Source organism: Vreelandella sulfidaeris Esulfide1 (assembly GCF_054072535.1).
Genome location: NZ_CM133364.1, coordinates 4,191,319 through 4,215,308, shown reverse-complemented (window position 1 = coordinate 4,215,308; position 23,990 = coordinate 4,191,319). Strand labels below are relative to the sequence as shown.

At 52.4% G+C, this 23,990-nt stretch carries 25 protein-coding genes; 13 read left to right on the top strand and 12 right to left on the bottom strand.

From position 1 onward, the window contains the following. Window positions 1–534: 534 nt before the first annotated feature. The 4 genes from rpmH to mnmE all read left to right on the top strand — a co-directional run bounded on the left by rpmH (window position 535) and on the right by mnmE (window position 4,394). Window positions 535–669 carry a 50S ribosomal protein L34 gene (gene rpmH / locus ACW44H_RS19615; protein WP_008959105.1) on the top strand — a complete coding sequence of 45 codons (135 nt, stop codon included), beginning with the start codon at window positions 535–537 and terminating at the stop codon, window positions 667–669. A 13-nt stretch (window positions 670–682) separates the two neighbouring features. Beyond that, window positions 683–1,075 (top strand): ribonuclease P protein component, encoded by a 393-nt coding sequence (gene rnpA, locus ACW44H_RS19610; RefSeq protein WP_457506129.1) that lies wholly within the window; start codon window positions 683–685, stop codon window positions 1,073–1,075. A gap of 121 nt (window positions 1,076–1,196) precedes the next feature. After that, complete coding sequence (gene yidC / locus ACW44H_RS19605; protein ID WP_457506128.1) at window positions 1,197–2,888, top strand: membrane protein insertase YidC; 1,692 nt, start codon at window positions 1,197–1,199, stop codon at window positions 2,886–2,888. A gap of 135 nt (window positions 2,889–3,023) precedes the next feature. Then, complete coding sequence (gene mnmE, locus ACW44H_RS19600; RefSeq protein WP_457506127.1) at window positions 3,024–4,394, top strand: tRNA uridine-5-carboxymethylaminomethyl(34) synthesis GTPase MnmE; 1,371 nt, start codon at window positions 3,024–3,026, stop codon at window positions 4,392–4,394. A gap of 78 nt (window positions 4,395–4,472) precedes the next feature. Here mnmE and ACW44H_RS19595 read toward each other — a convergent pair whose 3' ends face one another. The 3 genes from ACW44H_RS19595 to ACW44H_RS19585 all read right to left on the bottom strand — a co-directional run bounded on the left by ACW44H_RS19595 (window position 4,473) and on the right by ACW44H_RS19585 (window position 6,662). Next, window positions 4,473–5,591, bottom strand: a complete 1,119-nt coding sequence (locus ACW44H_RS19595) for a cobalamin-independent methionine synthase II family protein (protein WP_457506126.1) — start codon at window positions 5,589–5,591, stop codon at window positions 4,473–4,475. A gap of 127 nt (window positions 5,592–5,718) precedes the next feature. Beyond that, window positions 5,719–6,525, bottom strand: a complete 807-nt coding sequence (locus tag ACW44H_RS19590; RefSeq protein ID WP_457506125.1) for an EamA family transporter — start codon at window positions 6,523–6,525, stop codon at window positions 5,719–5,721. Then, window positions 6,516–6,662 carry a hypothetical protein gene (locus ACW44H_RS19585; protein ID WP_457506124.1) on the bottom strand — a complete coding sequence of 49 codons (147 nt, stop codon included), beginning with the start codon at window positions 6,660–6,662 and terminating at the stop codon, window positions 6,516–6,518. Before ACW44H_RS19585 ends, ACW44H_RS19590 begins: the two co-directional genes overlap by 10 nt. Window positions 6,663–6,770: 108 nt before the next feature. Here ACW44H_RS19585 and ACW44H_RS19580 point away from each other — a divergent pair, with 108 nt between their 5' ends. Continuing rightward, window positions 6,771–7,223, top strand: a complete 453-nt coding sequence (locus ACW44H_RS19580) for an Lrp/AsnC family transcriptional regulator (protein WP_113270217.1) — start codon at window positions 6,771–6,773, stop codon at window positions 7,221–7,223. A 35-nt stretch (window positions 7,224–7,258) separates the two neighbouring features. Here ACW44H_RS19580 and ACW44H_RS19575 read toward each other — a convergent pair whose 3' ends face one another. The 4 genes from ACW44H_RS19575 to rdgB form a co-directional block, all read right to left on the bottom strand. Further along, window positions 7,259–8,104: a 23S rRNA (adenine(2030)-N(6))-methyltransferase RlmJ gene (locus ACW44H_RS19575; protein ID WP_457506123.1), complete on the bottom strand. Its 846-nt coding sequence runs from the start codon at window positions 8,102–8,104 to the stop codon at window positions 7,259–7,261. Window positions 8,105–8,192: 88 nt separating this feature from the next. Beyond that, a complete protein-coding gene (locus tag ACW44H_RS19570; RefSeq protein WP_113270215.1) occupies window positions 8,193–8,867 on the bottom strand; it encodes an OmpA family protein in 675 nt (224 codons plus the stop codon). 47 nt (window positions 8,868–8,914) lie between these two features. Continuing rightward, a complete protein-coding gene (gene hemW / locus ACW44H_RS19565) occupies window positions 8,915–10,099 on the bottom strand; it encodes a radical SAM family heme chaperone HemW (RefSeq protein ID WP_457506122.1) in 1,185 nt (394 codons plus the stop codon). Beyond that, window positions 10,092–10,700: an RdgB/HAM1 family non-canonical purine NTP pyrophosphatase gene (rdgB, locus tag ACW44H_RS19560; RefSeq protein ID WP_457506121.1), complete on the bottom strand. Its 609-nt coding sequence runs from the start codon at window positions 10,698–10,700 to the stop codon at window positions 10,092–10,094. Before rdgB ends, hemW begins: the two co-directional genes overlap by 8 nt. A gap of 278 nt (window positions 10,701–10,978) precedes the next feature. Between rdgB and ACW44H_RS19555 the strand changes: the two genes are divergently transcribed. Continuing rightward, window positions 10,979–11,668 carry a LuxR C-terminal-related transcriptional regulator gene (locus tag ACW44H_RS19555; RefSeq protein ID WP_457506120.1) on the top strand — a complete coding sequence of 230 codons (690 nt, stop codon included), beginning with the start codon at window positions 10,979–10,981 and terminating at the stop codon, window positions 11,666–11,668. A gap of 102 nt (window positions 11,669–11,770) precedes the next feature. On the opposite strand, the gene ACW44H_RS19550 is transcribed toward ACW44H_RS19555, so the two are convergent. The 5 genes from ACW44H_RS19550 to ACW44H_RS19530 form a co-directional block, all read right to left on the bottom strand. After that, window positions 11,771–12,040: a hypothetical protein gene (locus ACW44H_RS19550; RefSeq protein ID WP_457506119.1), complete on the bottom strand. Its 270-nt coding sequence runs from the start codon at window positions 12,038–12,040 to the stop codon at window positions 11,771–11,773. A gap of 172 nt (window positions 12,041–12,212) precedes the next feature. Continuing rightward, on the bottom strand, window positions 12,213–13,493 hold the full coding sequence (gene hemL / locus ACW44H_RS19545) for a glutamate-1-semialdehyde 2,1-aminomutase (RefSeq protein ID WP_457506118.1): 1,281 nt from the start codon (window positions 13,491–13,493) through the stop codon (window positions 12,213–12,215). Between the two features lie 35 nt (window positions 13,494–13,528). Beyond that, window positions 13,529–14,338 (bottom strand): bifunctional hydroxymethylpyrimidine kinase/phosphomethylpyrimidine kinase, encoded by an 810-nt coding sequence (gene thiD, locus ACW44H_RS19540; RefSeq protein WP_457506117.1) that lies wholly within the window; start codon window positions 14,336–14,338, stop codon window positions 13,529–13,531. After that, window positions 14,338–14,769 (bottom strand): protoporphyrinogen oxidase HemJ, encoded by a 432-nt coding sequence (gene hemJ, locus ACW44H_RS19535; RefSeq protein ID WP_113270209.1) that lies wholly within the window; start codon window positions 14,767–14,769, stop codon window positions 14,338–14,340. The genes thiD and hemJ overlap by 1 nt, the downstream gene beginning before the upstream one ends. Before the next feature lie 9 nt (window positions 14,770–14,778). Beyond that, a complete protein-coding gene (locus ACW44H_RS19530) occupies window positions 14,779–16,614 on the bottom strand; it encodes a chloride channel protein (RefSeq protein ID WP_457506116.1) in 1,836 nt (611 codons plus the stop codon). 217 nt (window positions 16,615–16,831) lie between these two features. On the opposite strand from ACW44H_RS19530, the gene argC reads away from it, so the two are divergent. The 7 genes from argC to rsmG all read left to right on the top strand — a co-directional run bounded on the left by argC (window position 16,832) and on the right by rsmG (window position 23,974). Further along, window positions 16,832–17,866 (top strand): N-acetyl-gamma-glutamyl-phosphate reductase, encoded by a 1,035-nt coding sequence (argC, locus tag ACW44H_RS19525; protein ID WP_113270207.1) that lies wholly within the window; start codon window positions 16,832–16,834, stop codon window positions 17,864–17,866. Window positions 17,867–17,969: 103 nt separating this feature from the next. Beyond that, on the top strand, window positions 17,970–18,323 hold the full coding sequence (gene erpA / locus ACW44H_RS19520; protein ID WP_113270206.1) for an iron-sulfur cluster insertion protein ErpA: 354 nt from the start codon (window positions 17,970–17,972) through the stop codon (window positions 18,321–18,323). A 148-nt stretch (window positions 18,324–18,471) separates the two neighbouring features. Next, window positions 18,472–19,248: a transporter substrate-binding domain-containing protein gene (locus ACW44H_RS19515; protein ID WP_457506115.1), complete on the top strand. Its 777-nt coding sequence runs from the start codon at window positions 18,472–18,474 to the stop codon at window positions 19,246–19,248. 118 nt (window positions 19,249–19,366) lie between these two features. Continuing rightward, window positions 19,367–20,038, top strand: coding sequence for an amino acid ABC transporter permease (locus tag ACW44H_RS19510; RefSeq protein ID WP_447045959.1), 672 nt, complete (start codon window positions 19,367–19,369; stop codon window positions 20,036–20,038). 23 nt (window positions 20,039–20,061) lie between these two features. Beyond that, window positions 20,062–20,820, top strand: coding sequence for an amino acid ABC transporter ATP-binding protein (locus ACW44H_RS19505; protein ID WP_457506114.1), 759 nt, complete (start codon window positions 20,062–20,064; stop codon window positions 20,818–20,820). A 593-nt stretch (window positions 20,821–21,413) separates the two neighbouring features. Beyond that, entirely contained in the window at window positions 21,414–23,318 is a 1,905-nt protein-coding gene (mnmG, locus tag ACW44H_RS19500; protein ID WP_457506113.1) for a tRNA uridine-5-carboxymethylaminomethyl(34) synthesis enzyme MnmG, read from the top strand. Then, window positions 23,315–23,974, top strand: a complete 660-nt coding sequence (gene rsmG, locus ACW44H_RS19495) for a 16S rRNA (guanine(527)-N(7))-methyltransferase RsmG (protein ID WP_457506112.1) — start codon at window positions 23,315–23,317, stop codon at window positions 23,972–23,974. Before mnmG ends, rsmG begins: the two co-directional genes overlap by 4 nt. Window positions 23,975–23,990 lie beyond the last annotated feature (16 nt).

The window sequence follows — 23,990 nt, the reverse complement described above, 5'->3', positions numbered from 1 at the left end:
TCTTCTCACCATCGGTTGAAAACGGTCGACCATTGTAGCGCCCAAAGCCTCGGTTATCCACACGGGTTTAGCCCTCAATACTGGCCTGTGGACAACTTGACATGAGCCTATGGGAAAACCGTGTGGAGGAAAGGGGACAATTTTTCACAATGCCCTTTTCTAGAAGTTTAACCACACCTAGCCAACACCTTTTGGACCGCTTATACGAGACTTACACACAGATTTTTTATATACATAGGCAATTGAAAATTAGAAAATAAATCATCTTATCCACAAATAGTATCCCCACTATTAATAACAACAGGTTTAGAAATACCTATTAGTAATAATAGACATAGCCAAGAGCGGTGCTTACCAGTACGCCAAACGGATCGCTACGGCGCGGGGAAGCTTTTTATGCAAGGAAAAATTGCACCCAGCAGAGGAAGTCTCTACAATTTCCGGTCTTGAATTGAATCTCCCCGGCTAGTTCCTCACTGGACCGGGCTTTTTGGAATTCATTTTCCGTCCTAAACCACGTGGGAATAACGAGTTATGAAACGCACTTTTCAACCTAGCGTTCTCAAGCGCAAGCGCGCGCATGGCTTCCGTGCTCGTATGGCAACCAAAAACGGTCGCGCCGTCCTCGCACGTCGCCGTGCCAAGGGCCGCAAGCGTCTGAGCGCCTGATCTCGGATTGCGTGTGCCGCAGCAAGGCTTTCCCCGGCAATTACGGTTACTAAATGCTGGGGATTTTAGTCACGTATTTGAGCAAGCTGATCTAAAAGTGCATGGCAAAGGTATGATGGCGTTAGTCCGCTTGAGTACACGGGGGCATCCCCGCCTTGGATTAATAGTCAGCAAGAAAAATGTCAAACGCGCCGTAGATCGCAACCGCTTCAAGCGTCTCGTTCGGGAATCCGTCCGTCTTCGTCAAGATCACTTACCCTCTGTGGATATCGTGGTGCTTGCCAAGCGCGGTGTTCAGGACATCGATAACGACACCTTGCATCGCCAGTTACACGGTATGTGGAAGCGACTGCAGCGTGACGCACCGACGGTGATCGCAGTAGCAACGTCAGCGCGTGACACGTGACCTTTGGTGCACACCTCACCGCTCGACCTCGGCCTGCCGCCTGGCAGGCTTTCGTGTGTCAAGGGTCGAGCAAAAGGCACTGCGCCATTAGCATGTTCACCACCCAGCGGGCAGAACCCTCATGGACGTAAAACGACTTTTATTACTGATTCCACTAGCCGTGCTTGCGTACTTGCTAGTCGTCCAGTGGAATCAGGATTACGGGCAGCCGAATTACGATTCAGTGCCCGAGACAACTCAACGCAGCAACCCGGCTCCTTCCCGGGATATTGAAGATGGAGACGGTGACTTGACCGTTCCAAGCACCTCTTCACCGCAAAATGCCGTTGGAGAAGGTATTCCTGACGATACTGAAAGCGAGACATCAAGTCGCGACTTCATTGCCGTGACGACTGATGTCCTGGATGTACGCATCGATCCACACGGTGGCGATATTGTTTATGCCGCGTTACCGCAGCACAAACTATCTCTCGACTCCGAGCGTAACTATGTTCTGTTGTCGGATAACAGCAACCGTAGCTACGTCGCTCGCTCAGGCCTACAGCTCGATGGACAGGCAAGTCGCATAGCGTTTACGCCTGAAAAGACAGAGTATCGTTTAGGCGATAACGATGAAGAGCTAAGCGTTGACCTAACCGCCGACGTTAACGGCGTTGAGGTCACTAAGCGCCTTACGTTTGAGCGTGGAAGCTATGCGGTCGACGTCAATTACTATCTAGCCAATAATACCGATGCGCCAGTCAGTGCACGCTTTATTGGCCAGTTAGCGCGTGATAGTAGCCCGGACCCGTCCAGTGGCGTTTCAATGGGTATGAATTCTTATTTGGGTGCCGCTTACTCAACGCCGGATGCACGCTACGAGAAGATCGACTTCGAGGATATTCAAGGCAGTAACTTTGAAAATCGCGAAGCACAAGGTGGCTGGATTGCGATTATCCAGCACTACTTTGTCTCGGCATGGGCGCCTCAGCAGGATCAGCAAAACCTCTACTACGTTACCACCGACTCAAGTGATCGAAATGTTGTCGCTTTTGCGGGTCCCACTAACAGTATTGCGGCGGAAGGCGAAGCCACATTAGGTGCCACCCTTTACATGGGCCCGAAGGTGCAAGACTACCTAGAGCAAGTCGCGCCCAACCTTCGCTTAACCGTGGACTACGGCTGGCTGTGGTTTATCGCTAACCCGCTTTTCTGGTTACTGGATAAAATCCACGATGTGGTTGGTAATTGGGGCTGGTCGATCGTCCTGCTAACCGTACTGGTCAAAACGGTACTGTTCCCGCTTTCGGCCAAAGCTTATAAATCCATGGGTCGGATGCGTAAACTCGGTCCGGAAATGCAGCGCCTGAAAGAGATGTATGGCGACGATCGGCAAAAAATGTCGCAAGAGATGATGAAGTTCTACCAGAAGGAAAAGATCAATCCGCTGGGGGGCTGTCTACCTATTGTGATTCAGATGCCGGTCTTCATCGCTCTCTACTGGATGCTGCTGGAATCGGTTGAGCTGCGCCACGCACCGTTTATCTTCTGGATTCAGGATCTATCGGTGAAGGATCCATACTTCATCCTGCCAATCCTGATGGGCATTTCGATGTTCGTTCAGCAGATGTTGAACCCGACGCCTCCGGATCCTATGCAGGCGAAGATAATGAAGATGTTGCCTATCATCTTTACCTTCTTCTTCCTGTGGTTCCCGGCCGGCCTGGTCATCTACTGGGTGGTCAACAACATCATTTCGGTAGCACAGCAGTATTACATTACGCGCAAAATCGAGAATGATCCGACCATCGGCAAAGGCATGAAGACCAAGTAGTTAAAACGAAGTAGCCTGCCATGTAGATCGACGCCTTCAGACCCCCGCCCCGAGCGGGGGTCTGGCGTTTTAAACCCAACAAATTCACACTAGGCCGATCAACTTCGTTATCCGCCATTTATAAAGAGATTGACCATGGCCGAACGCCTCTATACGCCTGACACGATTGCGGCACTGGCGACGCCACCCGGTCGCGGTGGGGTGGGGATTATCCGTGTCTCTGGCCCCGCCTGCCGGGAAATCGCCCAAGCCATGATTGGGCATTGCCCTGCTCCCCGCTACGCTCACTACGGGCGCTTCCTGGGCGCTGAGGGCAGTATTGATGAAGGTATCGCCCTGCTCTTCAACGGCCCCCACTCGTTTACCGGTGAAGACGTGCTCGAACTCCAGGGGCACGGCGGCCCCATTATCATGGATATGCTGTTGGAGCGCTGCGTGTCACTCGGCGCTCGGCTAGCGCGGCCGGGAGAATTTTCCGAACGGGCGTTTTTGAACGATAAGCTCGATCTGGCCCAGGCAGAAGCCATCGCCGATTTAATCGATGCCACCTCTCGCTCTGCGGCGGAAAATGCTGTGCGCTCGCTACAGGGTGAGTTCTCGAAGCGCGTTTCAGCATTGCGGCAGCGGCTAATCGAGCTACGCGTTTATGTTGAAGCGGCGATCGACTTTCCTGAAGAGGAAATCGATTTCCTTGCCGATGGTCACGTGGCCGAACATCTAAGCAGCGTCCAGCAAGCGTTAAGCGACGTACGCCAGGCGGCAGGCCAAGGGGCACTGATGCGTGAAGGCATGAGCGTGGTGATTGCAGGACGACCCAATGCTGGCAAATCGAGCCTACTCAATGCCCTCACAGAGCAGGACACCGCCATTGTCACGGACATTGCCGGCACTACCCGGGATGTGCTGCGCGAGCATATTCACATTGATGGTATGCCGCTGCATATCATCGACACTGCAGGCCTGCGCGACACGCCCGATGCCGTTGAGAAGATCGGCGTCGCCCGTGCTTGGGCCGAAATAGAAAAAGCGGATCGGGTTTTGCTGTTGGTTGACGCAAGCATCACCGACTCGACCGATCCCATGGCCATCTGGCCCGAGTTTGTTGCGCGCCTGCCCGACCAACAGCGCTTGACGTTAGTGCGCAATAAAATTGACACCAGCGCGGAACCGGCAGAACTTGATTTATCCACTGTCCCACCGACCGTGCGTTTATCCGCTAAAACCGGAGAGGGTGTGGATAACTTAAAAGCGCATCTGAAGGACGTGATGGGCTTTGCCGCTACAACCGAAGGCCGCTTTTCTGCTCGTCGGCGACACCTGGACGCGCTTGATCGCGCCATGGCAGCGCTCAATACTGGCCGCGCCCAATTAGACGGCTACGGCGCAGGAGAGCTGCTGGCAGAAGATCTGCGCGACGCTCAGCAGGCATTGGGCGAGATTACCGGCGAATTCAGCGCCGATGATTTGCTTGGTGAGATTTTCGGTAGCTTCTGTATCGGGAAATAGCATGCCAAGGGGCGATATGAGGGGTGTAACTCACCACTCACTTAACTCATCGCCCCAGGCCAACGATTATCAATAACGCTAAGAGTGTTGCTCGTCCCACACGTCACGTGCAATTTGAGCGACCAGTTCAAGCTTGGCCTGCTGCTGCTCTTCGGTTAGCGCATTGCCCTCCTCCGTCGATGCAAAGCCACACTGCGTGCTCAGGCATAACTGATCAAGGCTCACGAATCGGGCCGCTTCATGGATACGGGCCTTGATCTCTTCCGGGTCTTCAAGCTCCCCCGTCTTGGTGGTAATCAACCCCAGCACTACCTTCTGATTGCCCGGCCTGATAAAGCGCAAGGGCTCAAAGTCTCCGGCACGATCCGAGTCGTACTCCAGAAAGAAGGCGTCAATATTCACCGAACCAAACAGCAGCTCGGCGACCGGCTCATAACCACCTTCGGATATCCAGGTTGAGCGGAAGTTGCCCCGGCATACATGCATTCCCACTACCAAGTCATCCGGCTTGTCCTCAAGCGCTTGGTTGATAACCTGGGCGTACACGCGGGCAAGATGATCCGGATCCTCTCCGCGTTCAATCACCAGGGCGCGCTGCTCTTGTGAACACAGATACGCCCACACGGTATCGTCAAGCTGAAGATAGCGACAGCCAGCGGCATAAAAGGCGTTGATTGCTTCTTTGTAAACGTTTGCCAAGTCGGCAAAGAAGACATTGATGTTCGGATAAGCCTCTTCACTGACTACCCCACGGCCACCCCGAAAATGCAGCACGCTGGGGCTGGGGATAGTCATCTTGGGCATGGCGCCCTCGGCAACGCTGGCAAGGAAGGTAAAATCTTCAAGCATTGGATGGTTGCCAAAGCCCAGCTTGCCCGTCACACGCACGTTGCGCGATTTGGTCTGTACGCCGGCAAACTGAATACCCTGCTCGGCATCGTACCCTTCAATACCCTCAAGACCCTCAAAGAAATCAAAATGCCACCAGGCACGCCGAAATTCACCGTCAGTGACGACGTTCAAGCCGCACTGGCACTGGCTTTGCACGGCGTGGCGAATGGCATCATTTTCTGCTTTTCTAAGCTCGGGCGCGCTCAAGTCACCTGACTGATACGCCAGGCGGGCTTGCTTGATCGCTGAAGGGCGTAAAAGACTACCAACGACATCGGCTCGGAAAGGGGCGACATTCAGGCTCATCCAACATCTCCATCGTTACATTTAGCGGCTCGTCATAAGGGCTATACTCCGCTATCAACTGCATGCATTAAAGTGATCATTTCTTGAATCAACATGAATCATTTTAATAAACCAGTTTGCTCAACGTTTAATACTTAACGGATGACGCTGTTAACGCACCTGTACGCTCGGCCCGCTGTCTTTTTAAACTTCGAAGACCTTCCAGCAAAAGCACCACGACGGCCAGCCAGATAGCAATATACGTCGGCCACTCAGCCGGGCTGATAACGTCGCCCAGCAAGAGGGACACCGCGAGCAACAGCACGGGTTCGACATACACCAGTAAGCCGAACAGGCTCAGATTAAGCAGGGGTGCAGAGAGCGCCTGAAACCCAAGCGCTAAAGCACTAAGCAGCCCCATGCCCGCCACTAACCAGACAATATGAAGGCTGGCCGTCAGTTCACCGATGACATAGCCACCCTGAAGAATAAAGTAACCACTCACCGGCAGGCTAAGCAGCATATCAAACCAGAGCGCACCAATATTATTGGTATCCGTTTTACGCCGTAGCCAAAAATAGACAGGGTAGCCCACGCACACCACCAATGTCGGCCAGGCCAGGGTTTGGGATATCGCCAACTGATTTAAAATGCCCAATACAGCTAGCAAGCAGGCAATCTGCTGAAAGCGCGACATACGATCCTGAAACGCGATGCGTCCAACAATGACCATGGCGATCGGCATCATGAAATAGCCCAGCGAGACGGCAAGCCCATAGCCATTACCCGGTGCCCACATAAATAACCATAGCTGTACGCCTAGCATGAAAGACGACAGCAAGCGCGTGGGCCAGAAGTAACGCTCGCCAAACAGGCGCCGATAGATAGCCACCACTTGTGGCCAATACCCTCTGAACAAGATAAAAAGCGTCAAACAAGGAAAAGTCAGCACCATGCGCCCATGCGCCAGCCGTAAATCTCTCCGCCCATCAAGGCTGACAACAAAGGGGTATAGGCAAACAATAACGCGAAAAGAATGGAGGCAATCACATTCAACGTGACGCCAAATGCCGTAGTGGAATCAGTGCGCATAAACCGCTTCTAGTCAGATAAATTTAGCGATATTTTATTGCAGTACACTTGATAAAGGCGCTTGTATTACCTACCGCCAGCGATAAATTTTCTCACTTGGCTGCCTTGATGACACTGGATAATTTTGACCGCTCACTGCTTAAGCTTTTGCAGAAGGATTGCCAGGCGCCCCTTCGCGAGCTGGCTGAAACGGTCCATCTATCGACGGCGTCCGTGCAACGGCGCATACAGAAGCTCAAGAAAGAGGGCTATATCCAAGCTAATGTCGCGATCCTTGATCCCGACAAACTGGGTCAGGTGATCACTATCCTGGTCGAAGTACAGGCGGATAAAACCCACGTGACTGATCTGGAACTGCTCAAGGCCCGCTTTTCCGGGCCTGAAATTCAGCAGTGTTACTACGTTACCGGTGAGGCCGATTTTATGCTGGTATTACTGGTGCCCAGCATGAGCCGGTTTCAAGACATCTGTGACAGGCTGTTTCACCGTAATCCCAACGTCAAATGGTTCAGAACGATCGTTGTGCTGGACCGGGTCAAAACCACGCTTGACGTCATTTAGCCCAACGCTTTGACTTGGATTAGCTAAAGGCCCCGCTACTCCTCTACCCACCACTGCGCTTCAAAGCGGCTTTCATCCCCAAGGCAGCGAGTTACCTCCGCCATGGCGGCAGCTAGACGCTCATCTAGCCCCCAGGGTGGGTTAATCACCAGCATACCGCTACCGTACATGCCGTGAGCCTGCGCATCGGGTTCACGCAGTAACAGCTCGCTGCGCCATATCTTACGTATGCCGCTCGCTTTTAACGCATCCAACAAAACGTGATGATGGCCAGCGGGCAGCAGCGGATACCAGATCAACACCACGCCGTGGCGGGCCTTTTCCAGTGTATAGGTAACCGCATCGGCAACCTCCTGATATTCCGCCTTGCGCTCAAAGCTTGGGTCAATCAATACACAAAGCCTGGGCGTGGCCACCGGCAGCATCGCGGTTAGCCCTGCCAGCCCGTCGCTATACACGCGCTCGGCCTGCATGGGGAGCGCCTGGGCGTTCAAGTGCTGGTGCTCGCCAGGATGAAGCTCATAAAGGCGCAGTCGATCCTGCTCACGCAGTGAGTGGCTCAGCCACCAGGGAGAACCTGGGTAGTGCGTCAATTCATGGTTATCTGACTGTGCGCCGGCAATGGCGCTTAGCCAAGAGGTGAGTAGCGTTTCGGTAAGCCGTTCACGCTGCTGCCACAGCGGCCATACGCCCTCGCGATACTCTTGCAAGCGTTGAGTCTCTTGAGCGTCCAGAGGGTAAAGCCCTCGACCCGCATGAGTATCGATATATGTAATAGCCGTTTTTTTACGTAATAGATAATCAATCACCGCGTAAAGCGTCAGATGTTTATGTACATCCGCAAAATTACCTGCGTGGTAGGCATGTTGGTACGACAGCATAGAGACTCATCGGCGTGTGAATAAAAAAGCCCGCTATGAAAGCATAGCGGGCTTTAAGCAGTAATAGCTAGATTAACTCAATAGAGTATCAACCTTGCCCGTCGCCGGTTGGGGTTAAGGTAATTTCTACTCGACGGTTCTGGGCACGGCCCTGTTCATTATCATTACTCGCCACTGGCTGGGTAGCACCATAGCCCGAGGTATTCAGACGCGTGGATGAAACGCCGTTCTGTGAGAGGTAGCTCGCGACTGCTTGGGCACGGCGTTCAGAAAGGCGCTGGTTGTAGCTGGCATCACCTGTACTATCGGTGTGGCCAGCAATACTGACGCGTGTATCTTGATACTCGGAGAGAACGTTAGCGACTTCGTTTAGAGAACCGCGCGCCTCGCTAGTAAGGTCAGCTGAGTCAAAACCAAAGGTGACGCCACTAGGCATATTGAGCACGATATCGTCGCCACGGCGATCAATTTCAATGCGTGACCCCTGCAAGTTTTCACGCAGTTGCTGCTCTTGACGATCCATATAGACGCCAATGCCTGCACCGGCTGCAGCGCCAACGGCCGCGCCAATTAAGGCACGGTCGCGACGACTGGTGCTACCGTCGCCAGACAGCGCGCCTGCTGCTGCACCGACGGCGGCACCAATCCCAGATCCCATCGCGGTGCTAGAGCGCTGCGTTTGGCCACCGTATGGGTCCGATGTAGCGCAACCCGCTAATAAAATAGCGGCTGCCAGCGGTGTCAGTAGTCGAGAAATACGCATCACTCACTCCTTGTTTGTGCTCGGAACATCTATTTATTCATCACTGGTCAATCTTCACTAATTAAAGCCAGCAACTCATTCAAGAATAATAGACCTTGAGGCGATGCACGTAATTTTTCAGGCATTTGCATCAAAAGTCCTTTTTTCTCGGCAGATTGTAAACGTGCCAGTAACATACCAGTGGGCTGTCCGCTGTTAGCGCTCCAGGTATCAAGCGTGACCCCTTCCGTGAGCCTTAGAGCGTTCATAGCAAACTCCAGCGGCAGTTCTTCTGCTTTTATAAACTGCTTACCCGCTACAAAGCCTCGCAAATCATCCTTGCGCTTTAAATAAGCATCTGGCTGTCGAGTTTTCCAGCGCCGCTCAATGTGCCATTCGCCGTATAAATCAATATGACTAAGCTTGCCATGGGCACCGGCGCCAATTCCAAGGTAGTCACCAAACTGCCAGTAATTAAGATTATGTCGGCTTTGATGACCTGCGGTGGCATAAGCTGAAATTTCGTAGCGCTTAAACCCGGCCTGCTCCAAAAGCTGATGACCGCTGTCCTGGATATCCCAAAGCGCCTCTTCTTCAGGCAATGTCGGTGGGTGGGAGTGAAAGGCAGTATTCGGTTCAAGAGTAAGTTGGTACCAAGACAGATGCTCCGGTGCCAATGCCAACGCCTGAGCAATATCATCCATAGCCAATTGGGGCGTTTGGTCGGGTAAACCGTGCATAAGGTCAATATTAATATTGGTAAAGCCAGCCTGGCGCGCCTGTGTTACTGCAGTAATCGCTTCGTCACCGCTATGAATACGCCCAAGCGCATGAAGTTGATCAGGTTGAAAACTTTGAATACCTAACGATAAACGATTAATGCCTGCATTCCGGTAACCCGTAAAACGCGCCTGCTCAGTAGTGCCAGGATTAGCCTCTAACGTGATTTCGATGTCTCTAGCAAAAACCAAACGGGCTTTAATCTCTTTCAATAAACGATCATAAAAACTGGGCGACAGTAGGCTGGGTGTCCCACCCCCGATAAAAATGGTCTGAATTTCCCGCCCAGCCGCTAGGGCTAGATCGCTATCCAGGTCTTGTAACAACGCATCAAGATAGGCGGTTTCAGGCAATTCTCGAGGCGTAAAACCGTGCGTCCCTGGCTCATGAGAATTGAAATCACAGTAGGGGCATTTGCGTACACACCAAGGGGTGTGAATATAAAGTGAAAGAGGCGGTAGCGTATCAGCCATGCGCCACCTTCAGGCTTTCCACCAAGCCTTGAAGCGCTCGTCCACGATGACTAAGGCGGTTTTTACTTTCACTTGGCAGCTCTGCAACGCTCATCCCCTGCTCAGGTAACCAGAAAAGCGGATCATAGCCAAAGCCTTTCTCCCCCCTCGGGTGAGCAAGAATTTCACCTTCCCAGTTGCGCTGCACTATGATCGGTACAGGATCTTTCGGATGGCGTAAATAGACCAGCACGCACCAGTACCGGCCACTGCGTTGCCCTTCAGCATAATCACTAAGTGCGGCTAACAACGTTTCATTATTTTTCTCATCACTTTTTGGCTCACCACCGTACCGCGCCGAATAAATACCCGGTGCGCCGTTCAATGCATCTACTTCGAGCCCTGAATCGTCTGCCAGAGCAGGTAACCCACTGACAAGGCTCGCTTCACGAGCTTTTAATAGTGCATTTTCAACGAATGTGAGCCCAGTCTCCTCGACCTCCTTGACACCAAAATCTGCTTGAGGACGAACATCGAAGCCGAGTGGGGAAAGTAATTCATTGAATTCTCTTAGCTTACCTGCATTTCCGCTGGCAAGAACAAGGGTGTTTACAGCTGTCATGACACGCACTCCAAACAATAGAGCAACAGTTTACGCGCTCATTGAACGTATCAGAAAGAGATGAAAAGTAACGTAAAGTAATTATTACATATTAAACCGCTTTTCATTAGCTCAATATAATTAATAATATCAATAGTATAAAATACATATAACCATAAATTATATAGTAATAACATTTACTTTCGTAGGATTTATATAACAAAACTTTACGAACAGTGCCTAATAGGTAACACTATGAAGATCATTTGCTGACTCTCCTTTTCATGAGGACCTTTTTAATGTCGCAAGAAAAAACTACTGGCACAGTATATATTGTCACCGAAAAAAGCCCTCAAGTTCAGCTATTTGCTGAATACCTAAAAGAACACACTGGCTGCCCGGTCCATACTTACTCGCCTAATCTTCCGCTACCTACTTCTGTTGAAGGGCGTGCACTGATTCTGATTGACATTGATCATATCGGTGTTGAAGCACTACCGGAATGGCAAGAGCAGCTTCCTGAGGCTTTGACTAAAGCCCCACTGGCAGCCATTAATATACGTGATATGGATCACGCGTTAGAAGCGCTTTCGAGTGCTCAGTTGAAAGGGGTATTTTACCGCAACGAAAGTCTAGAGGTGATCTGTAAGGGTATCCATGCCTTATTAGATGGCGAGCTTTGGATGTCGCGTGATTTGATGGCTCGCTTGATCCTTTTTTATCGGAAATACCAAAGCAACGCCTTTCGCCCAGCTTGTGGGCTGACTAACCGCGAAATGGAAATAATTTCTTTGTTAAGTAATGGTTCGTCAAACCAGCAAATAGCAGAAAAGCTATTTGTCAGTGAGCACACCGTAAAATCACATTTATACAATATATTTCGGAAAATCAACGTCCATAATCGCATTCAAGCGTTAAATTGGATTCACCAAAATCTTGGGCCAATTCTACCCAACATCGAAGCCGAACGTAGCACAAAAAACCACTAATACAATAAAAACTAATGTACAAAAAACAATTATTAAACTAACTTAATAATGAATGCTAGCAAGCCGCCCTTACAGAGGGCAGCTTGGTTATATAATCACTCGTTAACGGATCATCACTGTTAATGTACCTCCAGTCCCCTGAGTCGACGAACTTGAGCGATTGCTGCCTTTTTGGATATCTACTTCTAGCCGTTCGTCGTTACTTAGCAGCTTCACGGTGCCCTCAAGCTCAGTACCGGTAAACGTGTATTCTGCTGGCACTGTTCCGCGTTCTTCAATGTGTTCAGTGGTTTCACCTTCGTGGATGATGCGCCAGTGGGCAGAAAATTCTGCACCTGGCGAGCCGCTCATGGTGATATGGATCTGGGTCATATTCTGCTCCTGGGGCGACTGTGCAGAGAGGGGGAAGCCAGCGAGCAAGCCCACTGTACAGAACACGCATCGCCAAGCTGTTAGCCTTTTCATGTTTATGACTCTTACCTAAATAAAGAGCCGCTCGTAGTGAGCGGCTCTTGCAGTATAGTGGGCTCTGAGGGACTTGCCGTTACATCACTGCAAAGGCTTTTTCCGCTGCGTCCAATGTGAACTGGATGTCTTCTGGGGTATGTGCGCTAGACATAAAGCCCGCTTCATAGGCAGAAGGCGCCAAGTAAACGCCGTGATCAATCATTGCGCCAAAGAAGCGGCGGAAGGCATCCGGGTTACAGGCCGTAGCTTGGGCAAAGTTATCCACACGGCTTTGAGAGGTAAAAAAGAGTCCAAACATGCCGCCTGCTGATTGCGTGATCATGGGCACCCTTGCGGCATTGGCACGTTCCTGAAGGCCGGAACATAGCGTATTAACCCGCTGAGTTAGCGCATCATGAAAACCCGGCACCTTTAGCTTGGTAAGCAGCGCAACGCCCGCCGCCATGGCCAATGGGTTCCCCGACAACGTGCCCGCTTGATATACCGGCCCAAGAGGTGAAATGTTCTGCATTATCTCTTTCTTACCACCAAATGCCCCCACCGGCATGCCACCGCCTACAATCTTACCCAGACAGGTGAGATCGGGCGTTATACCGTAATGTGCCTGGGCACCGCCCAGCGCCACACGAAAACCGGTCATTACTTCATCAAAAATCAGCACGCTATCATGCTCATTACAGACCCGACGCAGCGTTTCCAGGAACCCCGGCTGCGGTGGAATGCAGTTCATATTACCGGCAACGGGTTCCACGATAATGCAGGCAATCTGATCACCGATTTCGGCGAAACACGCTTCTACACCTTCCGGGTCATTAAACGACAGCGTAATGGTGTGTTCAGCCAGCGAAGCCGGCACGCCCGGTGAGCTAGGCTCGCCATGAGTGAGCGCACCCGACCCGGCTTTTACCAGCAGCGAGTCGGAGTGGCCATGGTAATTACCTTCAAACTTAACGATCTTATCGCGGCCAGTGGTGCCTCGCGCCAAGCGAATCGCCGACATGGTCGCTTCGGTGCCCGAGCTGGTCATGCGTACCATGTCCATGGAAGGGATCATCTCGCAGATTAAATCTGCCATGGTGGTTTCCACTGCGGTGGGGGTACCAAATGAAAGACCATTATCTAACCGTGCACGCACCGCGGCCAATACGTCCTGGTCCGCATGTCCAGTGATCATCGGTCCCCAGGAACCCACATAATCCACGTACCGATTACCTTCGACGTCAAATAAAAAGGCACCCTGAGCACGCTCCACAAAGATAGGCGGGCGATGTAAACCTTTAAATGCCCGGACGGGTGAATTCACCCCGCCCGGAATATGGCGGCTGGCAAGATCAAACAGTTCAGCTGATGTGGTCATGGCATCCTCTCGGTCAAGGGCAAGTAGAAGAAGGATTAAAAATGGACAACCCGTGAAACACGGTTTGGCAAACACTGGCCACTAGGCGGCTGGAAACCCTGTGACAGACTTTTCCAGGTAAAGTGCTGCGCCTGCTCGCATGCTGTAAGCAAGCGCTCACCAACAGCCAGACGAGCTGCAATGGCAGATGACAGCGTACAGCCAGAACCATGAAACCGCTCTGGCAAACGTGGCCATTGCCACTGGCGGGTGGCCTCTGGCGAGTGCAAGGTATGCACTACCTGCTGATCATTGCCGGGCAGGGGGTCGTCAGTGGCTGTCACCAGAATGGATTGGCACCCTTGTGACATTAGCGTCACCGCGCGGGCTGTATCATCGAAAGGTGTGAAGATGTCTGGGGCAAGTTGGGAAAGCTCCGCGCGATTGGGTGTTAAGATATCCACAAGTGGTAGTAAACGATCAATAAATAATTGACGTAACGCGGGTGTGGATAACTCAGCTCCGCCCCCCGCCTTAAAAACCGGATCCGCGACGACGGGAACCCCCGGAAAACGGCGGATAATTTGTTCCGCAGCGCGCAGCGTCGCTTCATCCGCGAGCAAGCCAATTTTAATTGCCGCCACCTGCATCTCGCTAAGTACCTCAGCCATTTGACGCATTACGGTAGGATCGACGGGGATCACTCGCGTGACATTATGGCAATTCTGTACCGTCAGCGCAGTGGGAATCGTCACCGCCCAGCCACCACAGGCAGCGATAGCTTCGCTGTCAGCCACTAACCCTGCGCCACCGGTCGGATCGTGCCCAGCGAGTACTAACACGACGGGAGGAAGGGGTTGGCGCATCAAAAGGGCTTCACAACGGCAAGCAGGATAATGGCTACCAGAGCGATCACTGGCGCCTCGTTAAACCAGCGGAAAAACACATGGCCCTTGGTGCAGCGATCCTGGGCAAACTGCTTTAAGTAAATTAAACAAACGTGATGATAGGCGATGAGCAGAATCACTAGCGCCAGCTTGGCATGCATCCAGCCCTGGCTAAACCATTCGGGCACTAGATAGAGCATCCAGCCACCAAAAATAAGTACCGCAATCATGGAGGGTGTCATGATCCCACGGTAAAGCTTACGCTCCATCGTTTTGAAATAAGTGATCGCTTGTGCATCGCCGTTATCACGCGCTGTGGCGTGATAAACATACAACCGAGGTAAATAAAACAGCGCGGCGAACCACGTGACTACTGCCATTAAGTGAATAGCCTTCACCCATAGGTACATTGTCGCTCCTTAAACTGATGAATTCTTCTCTCGTGCATCAGGGTCATGTGTATCGGTGCCATGAGTATCAGCACCACGAGGATCAGTGTAGTGGTAATATCGCTCAATAGCGCCACGAGTGATAATACCTGAAATACGCCGCTGTTTAGGGCGATAACCGTGTACCACGTAGAGCGCCCCCAGTGCATTATCCTGAAGCTTTAAGAACGCTTCCGAAAGCGTGGCTTGTAGGCCAATCGGCGCCAGCTCCAAACGCTGCCCAGGAATCTCCAACAAATCGATTAATTCATCCTCAGGCGGCTCTTTACCCTGCAATGACTCATCGTGTTCAAGTAGCCAACGCGCCAGTTCAACGGCTTTAAGCGCCAGCACCGGTTTTTCTTCACTTGAGCGCTCAATCACTAACCACACCGGGTTCGTTTCCAGCAGGTGACGCGCCTGATCAGGGGTAATCATTCGCTCAGTACGTACTAGTTGACGCTCCATCACCGCTGGCACCGAGACTCTTGAGAGTGCCTGCATCAACGGTTGCTGAAGTGGGTGCAGTCCGTAACGTACCGTGCTAATAAAAAACCCCTCACAGCCGGTTAACTGACGCGAGGTTAAACACGCAACGACCACCGCTAACATTCCCGGGAGCATAATACTCGGCGTGTGGGTTAACTCCAAAAGGGCCATCAACGCGGCAAGCGGAGCTTGCAGGACTGCACCCATCATCGCAGCCATGCCGAGCATTGCATAAATTCCCGGGTCGGCGGCTTTATCTGGCCATAGCCAACCACCCAGCAGACCAAATAGCGCGCCCGTAGCAGCCCCCACCACCAGCACCGGGCCGATAATACCAATCGGCACACCTCCAGCCACGGTTAACGCTGTCAGGAGCAGTTTTGCAATCATCAGTGCCACTAACACTTTGATTTCAAGCTGGTTATTGAGCGCAGCCGCCACGCTGTCGTAACCAATGCCCTGCACTTGTGGGAACCACCAAGCAACAACCCCAGTAGTAACCCCCACAAGGCCAAGGCGAAACCAAAGCGGCCATTCCATAATCCGCTGACTACGCGAAATATGGATGAATAAACCGGCTAGTAAACCAATCATTAACCCAGTTAGCACAATCCAAGGTAAATTGATCAACGAGCCAAGAGCCACTTCAGGAATACGAAAAGCCGGCTCATTCCCATAAGCTAACTGCGCCACCAGCGCGCCCATGGTGGAAGCCAAAATGACGGGCATAAAGCTCATCAAGGTATATTCCATCATCACCACTTCCATGGCGAAGATTACCCCTGCAATTGGCGTATTAAAGGAGGCGGAAATAGCAGCAGCGGTACCACAAGCCACGAGTACTCTCAGGCTGTTATTGGGTAAGCGCATTTGCTGGCCCAACCCACTCGCCGCTGCCGCACCCAAGTGGATAGCTGGGCCCTCACGGCCGGCAGAGAGGCCACCCAAGACCACCACCACCCCGACCCACCACTGATTTAACCAGTTGCGTAACGGAAAACGGCCTTGGTGGTAGGTGAGTCGCTCAATAACGTGACCTACGCCTAGCTTGCGCGCTGTCGGTTTTTGCCGATACAGCAGCACCCCAACTAGGGTCACCGCCAGCATCGGTAACAACGCGCGTAGCCAGGGCACCATACTTTCAAACGCTTCGGGATCGCCATCCGTCATGTACAGCGAGGCCCCCGCTGCCAACAGCAATCGAAACGCCACCATCACTGCACCGGTAATAACCCCCGAGACAAGGCCCAACAAACAGAGTTGAGGAAGGGCGTCGACATTAGCCAACTGGCGACGAAAACTCTCTAAGGTAAAATCTGATCGGGAAAAACGCGCCACAGCGACCTTCCTTGTTATGGTCTTAGTGTTCTTGTCTCTTTATCCTCTTGTGTATCATAGCCCGATACACTTCGACAGCCTGCAGTAATCCGCTTACGCTGTGTTATCCAGACTATTCTAGAGAACTGCCGTAAAAAGCTGATTTTTTGGGCTGTTTCTTAGGCTGTTTTAAGAAAATGTTTAAAAACTGTTCTGCGTAATCCGCAAGGAGTTAGTTGTGATTAAGGTCGGCATTGTTGGCGGTACCGGTTACACCGGCGTTGAATTACTACGGCTACTCGCCCAACACCCCCACGTTAGCGTCGCCGCGATTACTTCGCGCTCGGAAACAGGCGTCAAAGTGTGCGATATGTACCCTAACCTGCGCGGCCATTACGATACACTGGCATTTAGCGAGCCAGATGCTAAACAGCTAGGTGCTATGGATGCCGTGTTTTTCGCGACGCCCCATGGCGTTGCTCATGCCCTAGCCGGTGAGCTACTTGAAAACGGCACGCGAGTGATTGATCTGTCTGCCGACTTTCGGCTGCGCGATGCCGATGAATGGAGCCGTTGGTATGACCAGGCCCACGGCGCCCCGGCATTATTGGAAGAAGCGGTGTACGGTCTCCCGGAAATGCACCGGGAGAAAATTAAAACCGCACGGTTAATTGCCGTTCCCGGCTGCTATCCCACCGCTGTTCAGCTAGGTTATCTACCGTTATTGGAAGCCGGTCTGATTGCGCCCCAGCAGTTAATTGCCGATTGCAAATCGGGTGTCACCGGTGCAGGTCGTGGCGCTAAAGTCGGTTCATTGCTCGCCGAAGCCAGCGAGTCGATGAAAGCCTACGGTGCCGCTGGCCACCGCCACCTGCCAGAAATTAGTCAGGGGTTAAGAGATATCCAGCAGGCACCGGTTGGTTTGACATTCGTCCCCCACCTAACGCCAATGATCCGCGGTATCCATGCCACGCTATACGGCCAGCTAACCGCTGAGCCGGGTGATCTACAGGCGCTGTTTGAGCAGCGCTATGCCGATGAACCGTTTGTTGATGTCATGCCTGCAGGGAGTCATCCCGAGACACGCAGCGTGAAAGGCATCAATACTTGCCGTCTAGCGGTGCATCGCCCCGGCAATGGCAATACTGTGGTCGTGCTATCGGTGATTGATAATTTAGTCAAAGGCGCTTCCGGCCAAGCGATTCAAAATCTCAATTTGATGTTTGGCTTCGAAGAAAATACCGGCCTAACCGCGCCTGCGCTGATGCCTTAACACTTCACTAATTCCCAGCAATAGTTGACCAATTTGCTGGGAATTACTCATAATCACCCCCCAATGCCGATTTATTCGTTCTTAAAGCTCGCGGGAGGTACCCATGAGCGGTGCAGAAGCCTTTGTTCCTACTCCATTACTACTATCTGACAGCGCACGCAAACGTATTAACGCGCTGATTGCAGAAGAAAATAACCCATCCTTAAAACTGCGTGTTTACGTGACCGGTGGCGGCTGCTCTGGTTTTCAGTACGGCTTCGATTTTGCAGAAAACGTCGCCGATGATGACACCGTTATTGAATTTGGTAACGCTGCGTTAGTGGTTGATCCTCTCTCTTACCAATATTTGGTAGGTTCCACTGTCGACTACGAAGAAGGCCTGGCTGGCGCGCGTTTTCGTATTCAAAACCCTAATGCCACCACCACCTGCGGCTGTGGCGCTTCCTTTATGGTCTAAACAGCGTTGGACAATGACGCTCCCCGTGACTTGACGCCCTGACGGTTTCTCGCCAAGGTTAATAGGTCAATAACGGCTTATTGGGTTTATCAAACGGTATATACCGCTTTGCAACCCGCTAGCAGCCACATAAAACACGGGGAAACTTATGAAAGTAGCATTACCAGTTAGCCTAACAAAAGTGTCACTGGCTATCGCACTAGGGTTAGGCAGCGCCACTGCTGCGGTGGCCCAAACGCCATCGGTGAACGTGGCCACTGACCCAAGCTTTGTGCCCTTTGAAATGATGGATCAAGAAACCGGCGAGATGGTCGGCTTCGACATGGACATCATCAACGAAGTCGCCGAACGTGCAGGATTTGAAGTCAACCTGACTACCATGGAGTTCTCTGGCATTATTCCCGCCGTGCAAACGGGTAGCCAGGAAATCGCTATTGCCGGTACTACTATTACCGAAGAGCGCGCAGAAGTAGTTGATTTCTCCGACCCCTACTACGATTCAGGCCTGCGCATTATTGTTCGCGCCGATAATGATAGCGTCGAGACGCTAGAAGACCTTCAAGAACTCACCATTGGCACCAAAATTGGCTCCACCAGCTATGACTATCTCCAGCAAGAGCTAGGTGAAGATGCCAATATTACGCCCTTCCCCGGCACCGCCGACATGTACATGGCGCTCTTAGGTCGTAACGTTGACGCCGTGCTTTATGACGCACCTAACGTTGCTTACTTCTCGCAAACCCGCGGAGAAGGCCGCACCAAGGTCGTTGGCCCGCTGTATGAAGGCCAGCAATACGGCATTGTGTTTCATAAAGGTAGCGAATGGGTAGAACCTACCAATGAAGCACTCGCCGCTATGAAAGAAGACGGTACTTACGACGAAATCTATACCAAGTGGTTTGGCGAAGCTCCCAGCGAAGAATGAACGTAAAGACTTACTAATAGCGTAACGTCGTTACAGGGCCGGGCGGCCACAACCCCCGGCCCTGCTGCGTTTGTCATCCACTTTTTCTCATCTTCTTTTTTGTTTCAGGAGTCTACGCGTGGACGTCAATTTTCAGTTTGATTGGTCAGCAGCGTTTGGGTCTATCCCTTACTTGCTGCCGGGTATCCCCTGGACGTTACTTATTTCGTTTGGCGGCCTCGCCATCGGTTTTTTTATCGGTATTTTCTTTGGCCTTTTACGTATTAGCCGCCTGCGCTGGCTACGTTGGCCGGCCATCGTTTACGTCGAAGTATTCCGCGGCACACCTATTCTGGTACAGGTGCTGTTTATTTTTTACGGCTTACCCCAGCTCCTAGGAGGTCCAATCAATGCCCTTGTCGCGGGTATTGCCGCCATAGCGGTCAACTCCGGTGCTTACATTTCAGAAATCGTGCGCGGCGGTGTGCAGTCCATTGAACGCGGCCAAGGGGAAGCGTCACTCTCCCTGGGTCTCTCGCGCACTCAGGCATTTCGCTATGTTATCTGGCCCCAGGCGTTTCGGCGCATGATCCCACCTCTCGGTAATCAAGGGATTATCAGTATTAAAGACACGTCGCTGTTTTCAGTCATTGGCGTCGGAGAGCTGGTTCGTCAAGGGCAGATCTATATCGCCACCACCTTCACGGCGCTTGAGGTCTACTTCATGGTCGCCTTGATGTATCTAGCCATTACCTGGACGCTCTCCATCATCCTGCGCCAACTTGAGCGCAGAGGCCTGGCAGGACAATAAGGACACGCGCAATGAGCGATACAATGAACAGCACAACGCAACCTATTGTGCGTATGCAGCAGCTCAATAAGCACTTTGGTAGCCTGCACGTACTCAACGACATTGACCTTACAATTGTACCTGGCGAGGTGGTGGTGATTATCGGTGCCAGTGGCTCAGGTAAATCCACGCTGATTCGCTGTATTAACGGCTTGGAAGAGTTCCAAACGGGCAACTTGGTCGTCGATAACAATGAACTGTTACCACACGGAAAGAGCACACAAGCGCTGCAAACCATCCGTACCGAAGTGGGCATGGTGTTTCAGCAGTTCAATCTATTTCCTCATCTCAGCGTGATTGACAACGTCACTCTGGCCCCCATGAAAGTCCGTGGTTTAAGCCGTGATGACGCCATTAGTAACGCTAAGCGTCTACTAGACCGAGTGGGCATCGCCGACCAAGCCGAAAAGTACCCCAGCCAGCTCTCAGGCGGCCAACAGCAACGGGTGGCACTGGCCCGTGCCCTAGCGATGGAACCGCGCTTAATGCTGTTTGACGAGCCCACCTCGGCGCTTGACCCGGAAATGATCGGGGAAGTACTGGATGCCATGCGCGAGCTGGCTAAAGAAGGCATGACCATGGTGATTGTTACCCATGAAATGGGCTTCGCCCGCGAAGTCGCCGACCGGGTTATTTTTATCCATAAAGGTGAAATTACCGAGCAGGGGCCGCCTGAACAACTGTTCGATTCGCCTCAACATGAACGTACTCAATCCTTCCTTGCACGCGTGCTAAAACACTAAATTGAGCCCTGTTAGCGCTTTAAAATAAGTATTAATTTTCACTGAATGACGCTTTTTACTGGCCTGTCGACACGACAGGCCTTTTTTTTGCCTGTGGATAAAGTTTTTTTACATTGTGCGTCTTTATCTCTGTAAGGCCTACCATGGACGTCGCTAAGCGTTAGCTCCACACCAGTCTAGCGTTGTTCACAGGTGCGGTAACAACCCAGGTACTGGCCGGTGGATAAGCGGTGCCTAGTTGTATCGGTGGATAAGGCGCTATTCCATCCACAGGCTTAGCACCCCTTCTACCCAGGGAATCCCGCCTTCAAACACGTAGAAGTCAACAATATAAGCTATTGAAAATATTAATGATAAATTGTTTATGCACAGAAATTGTCCACACTAGTAATTACAACATTTACAGAACTTCTCTTATTTTATATTTATGTTGTTATTAATAGAGTTGTTCTGAGTAATCCGGGTGTGGAAAAACCTGACGGTTACCCACAGGGGGTTTATACTTGCCGGCTCATTGATCTAAGGTAGCGCCGTCAGAAATTGTCGACGCTGGCCACATCATCCGTGCCAATAGGCACAAGACGAGGTGTCTCTTGAATTATCCCGACCGCTTTGACGTGATTGTCATCGGCGGTGGCCATGCGGGAACCGAAGCCGCATTGGCCTCTGCTCGTATGGGCTGTCAGACCCTGCTGCTCACCCACAACATCGAAACCCTCGGCCAAATGTCGTGTAACCCCGCCATTGGCGGCATCGGCAAAAGTCATTTGGTCAAGGAAATTGATGCACTCGGCGGCGCTATGGGGCTTGCCACGGATTTAGGTGGAATTCAGTTTCGCGTGCTCAATGCCAGCAAAGGGCCCGCCGTTCGGGCCACCCGTGCCCAGGCTGACCGCATTCGTTACAAGTCAGCGATCCGCGGAATGCTGGAAAACCAACCCAATTTGACGATTTTCCAGCAGGCCGCTGGTGATCTCATTGTGGATAACGACACCGTCCGTGGCGTGGTGACGGAAACCGGTATTCGCTTTCATGCTGAAAGCGTCGTTCTGTGTACCGGGACATTTTTGGGGGGCGTGATTCACATTGGTTTGGATCAAAGCAAAGGTGGCCGAGCAGGCGATCCGCCCTCCAACGCGCTGGCCGAACGTCTGCGCGCACTGCCGTTTCGGGTTGATCGCTTAAAAACCGGTACGCCGCCGCGCATCGATGCCAAAACCGTTGATATTTCTCAGTTGGAAGAGCAGCCAGGCGATAGCCCAACGCCGGTGATGTCCTACCTGGGGTCGCGGGAGATGCACCCTCGGCAGGTGAGTTGTCATATTGCTCACACCAATCAACAGACCCACGATCTGATTCTGGCCAACCTTGATCGCTCACCGATGTACTCCGGTGTCATCGAAGGCATCGGGCCGCGTTACTGCCCATCGATTGAAGACAAAGTGCATCGTTTTGCCGATAAATCCAGCCACCAGGTGTTTATCGAACCCGAAGGCTTGGATACCCATGAGCTCTATCCCAACGGCATCTCGACCTCGCTGCCCTTTGACGTGCAGATTCAGGTGGTGCGTTCCATCAAAGGTTTGAAAAACGCCCATATCACCCGGCCTGGCTACGCTATTGAGTACGACTTTTTTGATCCGCGGGATTTAAAACACTCGCTGGAAACAAAATTTATCCACAACCTGTTTTTTGCTGGACAGATCAACGGCACCACCGGCTACGAAGAAGCCGGTGCACAAGGTTTGCTGGCAGGCCTGAATGCTGCCCGCCGCGCTCAAGAGCTGGACGCCTGGTATCCCCGCCGCGATGAAGCCTATCTAGGCGTATTGGTCGACGACCTGATCACCATGGGCACCAAGGAGCCCTACCGGATGTTTACTTCCCGTGCGGAGTACCGCCTGCTGTTGCGGGAAGACAACGCGGATTTGCGCTTAACCGAAGCGGGCCGGAAATTGGGTCTTGTCGACGACACGCGCTGGGCAGCGTTTAGCCAAAAACGCGAGGCTATCGAACAAGAGAGCGCGCGGCTAAGCACCCTGTGGATACAACCGGGAAGCCCAGCGGCGGAGCAAGTCGCCGAAAAAACCGGCGCACCGCTCACTCGCGAGTATTGCCTGAGCGATCTGCTTAAACGCCCTGAATTGAATTACAGCGATTTGGCCAATCTACCCGGTATCGAGGGCACCCTGGTCACCGATCCTGCCGTCGCTGAGCAGGTGCAGATTCAGGCAAAATATCAAGGCTATATTGATCGCCAGCAGCATGAGATCGATAAGCTCAAGCGCCACGAAGCCACTCCACTGCCTGCGGAGCTGGATTATTTGAAAGTGGAAGGCTTGTCTAACGAAATTCGCCAAAAGCTGGCTGAAGCGCGGCCAGAAACGCTTGCCCATGCGGCGCGGATTTCAGGCGTCACCCCGGCGGCCGTCTCTATTTTGCTGGTGCATCTGAAAAAGCGCCGGTTGGTGGCCGCAGCTGAGGTGGTTAACGGATGAGTTCGTTGAACCCACTGTTGAAAACTCTGCCTGCAAGCGTTGCAACACGGCTCGATCAAGGGCTTAGCCAGTTAGGCATCGCCGTTGACGAACATCAACGTGAACAGCTGCTAGGCTTATTGGGACTGTTGCACAAGTGGAACCGGGCTTATAACCTCACAGCGGTACGCGAGGTAGATGACATGGTGTCTCGCCACGTGTTGGATAGCGCCGCTGTGTTGCCCTATGTGCAAGGGCCGCGACTGCTTGATGTCGGCTCAGGCCCAGGACTACCCGGTATTGTGTTGGCTATCTTGAAGCCAGCACTTGCAGTCACGCTACTGGACAGCAATGGCAAAAAGGTACGCTTTCAGCGTCAGGCTGTGATGGAGCTAGGGCTTGAAAATGTAACCCCCGTCCAGGCGAGGGTAGAGCAGTTTCAAGCGGGTACTTTTGACCAGGTGATTTCCCGGGCGTTTGCCAGCTTGGTGGACTTTGTCACCTTGACCCGCCAGCTACCCAGCGCCGATGGCCAGTGGTTAGCCATGAAAGGCCCGGGGGCGGATGATGAACTGCGCGACCTGCCCGCCGGTATACGTTTACACCAGCGTCACCTATTGGAAGTACCCTTTGAAGCGGCCCAGCGGCAGCTGCTGATCTTGAATGTTGAGAGCTGAATGTTGATTCTGACCC

What these genes read in the sequence shown, in the direction of transcription:
- hemW (WP_457506122.1), bottom strand. Translation starts at nt 10,099, where the DNA reads ATGGCTGATACGCTACCGCCTCTTTCACTTTATATTCACACCCCTTGG.
- hemL (WP_457506118.1), bottom strand. Translation starts at nt 13,493, where the DNA reads ATGACCACATCAGCTGAACTGTTTGATCTTGCCAGCCGCCATATTCCG.
- hemJ (WP_113270209.1), bottom strand. Translation starts at nt 14,769, where the DNA reads ATGTACCTATGGGTGAAGGCTATTCACTTAATGGCAGTAGTCACGTGG.
- thiD (WP_457506117.1), bottom strand. Translation starts at nt 14,338, where the DNA reads ATGCGCCAACCCCTTCCTCCCGTCGTGTTAGTACTCGCTGGGCACGAT.
- ACW44H_RS19515 (WP_457506115.1), top strand. Translation starts at nt 18,472, where the DNA reads ATGAAAGTAGCATTACCAGTTAGCCTAACAAAAGTGTCACTGGCTATC.
- ACW44H_RS19585 (WP_457506124.1), bottom strand. Translation starts at nt 6,662, where the DNA reads ATGCGCACTGATTCCACTACGGCATTTGGCGTCACGTTGAATGTGATT.
- rpmH (WP_008959105.1), top strand. Translation starts at nt 535, where the DNA reads ATGAAACGCACTTTTCAACCTAGCGTTCTCAAGCGCAAGCGCGCGCAT.
- mnmE (WP_457506127.1), top strand. Translation starts at nt 3,024, where the DNA reads ATGGCCGAACGCCTCTATACGCCTGACACGATTGCGGCACTGGCGACG.
- rsmG (WP_457506112.1), top strand. Translation starts at nt 23,315, where the DNA reads ATGAGTTCGTTGAACCCACTGTTGAAAACTCTGCCTGCAAGCGTTGCA.
- ACW44H_RS19570 (WP_113270215.1), bottom strand. Translation starts at nt 8,867, where the DNA reads ATGCGTATTTCTCGACTACTGACACCGCTGGCAGCCGCTATTTTATTA.
- ACW44H_RS19595 (WP_457506126.1), bottom strand. Translation starts at nt 5,591, where the DNA reads ATGAGCCTGAATGTCGCCCCTTTCCGAGCCGATGTCGTTGGTAGTCTT.
- ACW44H_RS19505 (WP_457506114.1), top strand. Translation starts at nt 20,062, where the DNA reads ATGAACAGCACAACGCAACCTATTGTGCGTATGCAGCAGCTCAATAAG.
- yidC (WP_457506128.1), top strand. Translation starts at nt 1,197, where the DNA reads ATGGACGTAAAACGACTTTTATTACTGATTCCACTAGCCGTGCTTGCG.
- ACW44H_RS19590 (WP_457506125.1), bottom strand. Translation starts at nt 6,525, where the DNA reads ATGGTGCTGACTTTTCCTTGTTTGACGCTTTTTATCTTGTTCAGAGGG.
- erpA (WP_113270206.1), top strand. Translation starts at nt 17,970, where the DNA reads ATGAGCGGTGCAGAAGCCTTTGTTCCTACTCCATTACTACTATCTGAC.
- ACW44H_RS19580 (WP_113270217.1), top strand. Translation starts at nt 6,771, where the DNA reads ATGACACTGGATAATTTTGACCGCTCACTGCTTAAGCTTTTGCAGAAG.
- ACW44H_RS19575 (WP_457506123.1), bottom strand. Translation starts at nt 8,104, where the DNA reads ATGCTGTCGTACCAACATGCCTACCACGCAGGTAATTTTGCGGATGTA.
- ACW44H_RS19550 (WP_457506119.1), bottom strand. Translation starts at nt 12,040, where the DNA reads ATGACCCAGATCCATATCACCATGAGCGGCTCGCCAGGTGCAGAATTT.
- ACW44H_RS19555 (WP_457506120.1), top strand. Translation starts at nt 10,979, where the DNA reads ATGTCGCAAGAAAAAACTACTGGCACAGTATATATTGTCACCGAAAAA.
- rdgB (WP_457506121.1), bottom strand. Translation starts at nt 10,700, where the DNA reads ATGACAGCTGTAAACACCCTTGTTCTTGCCAGCGGAAATGCAGGTAAG.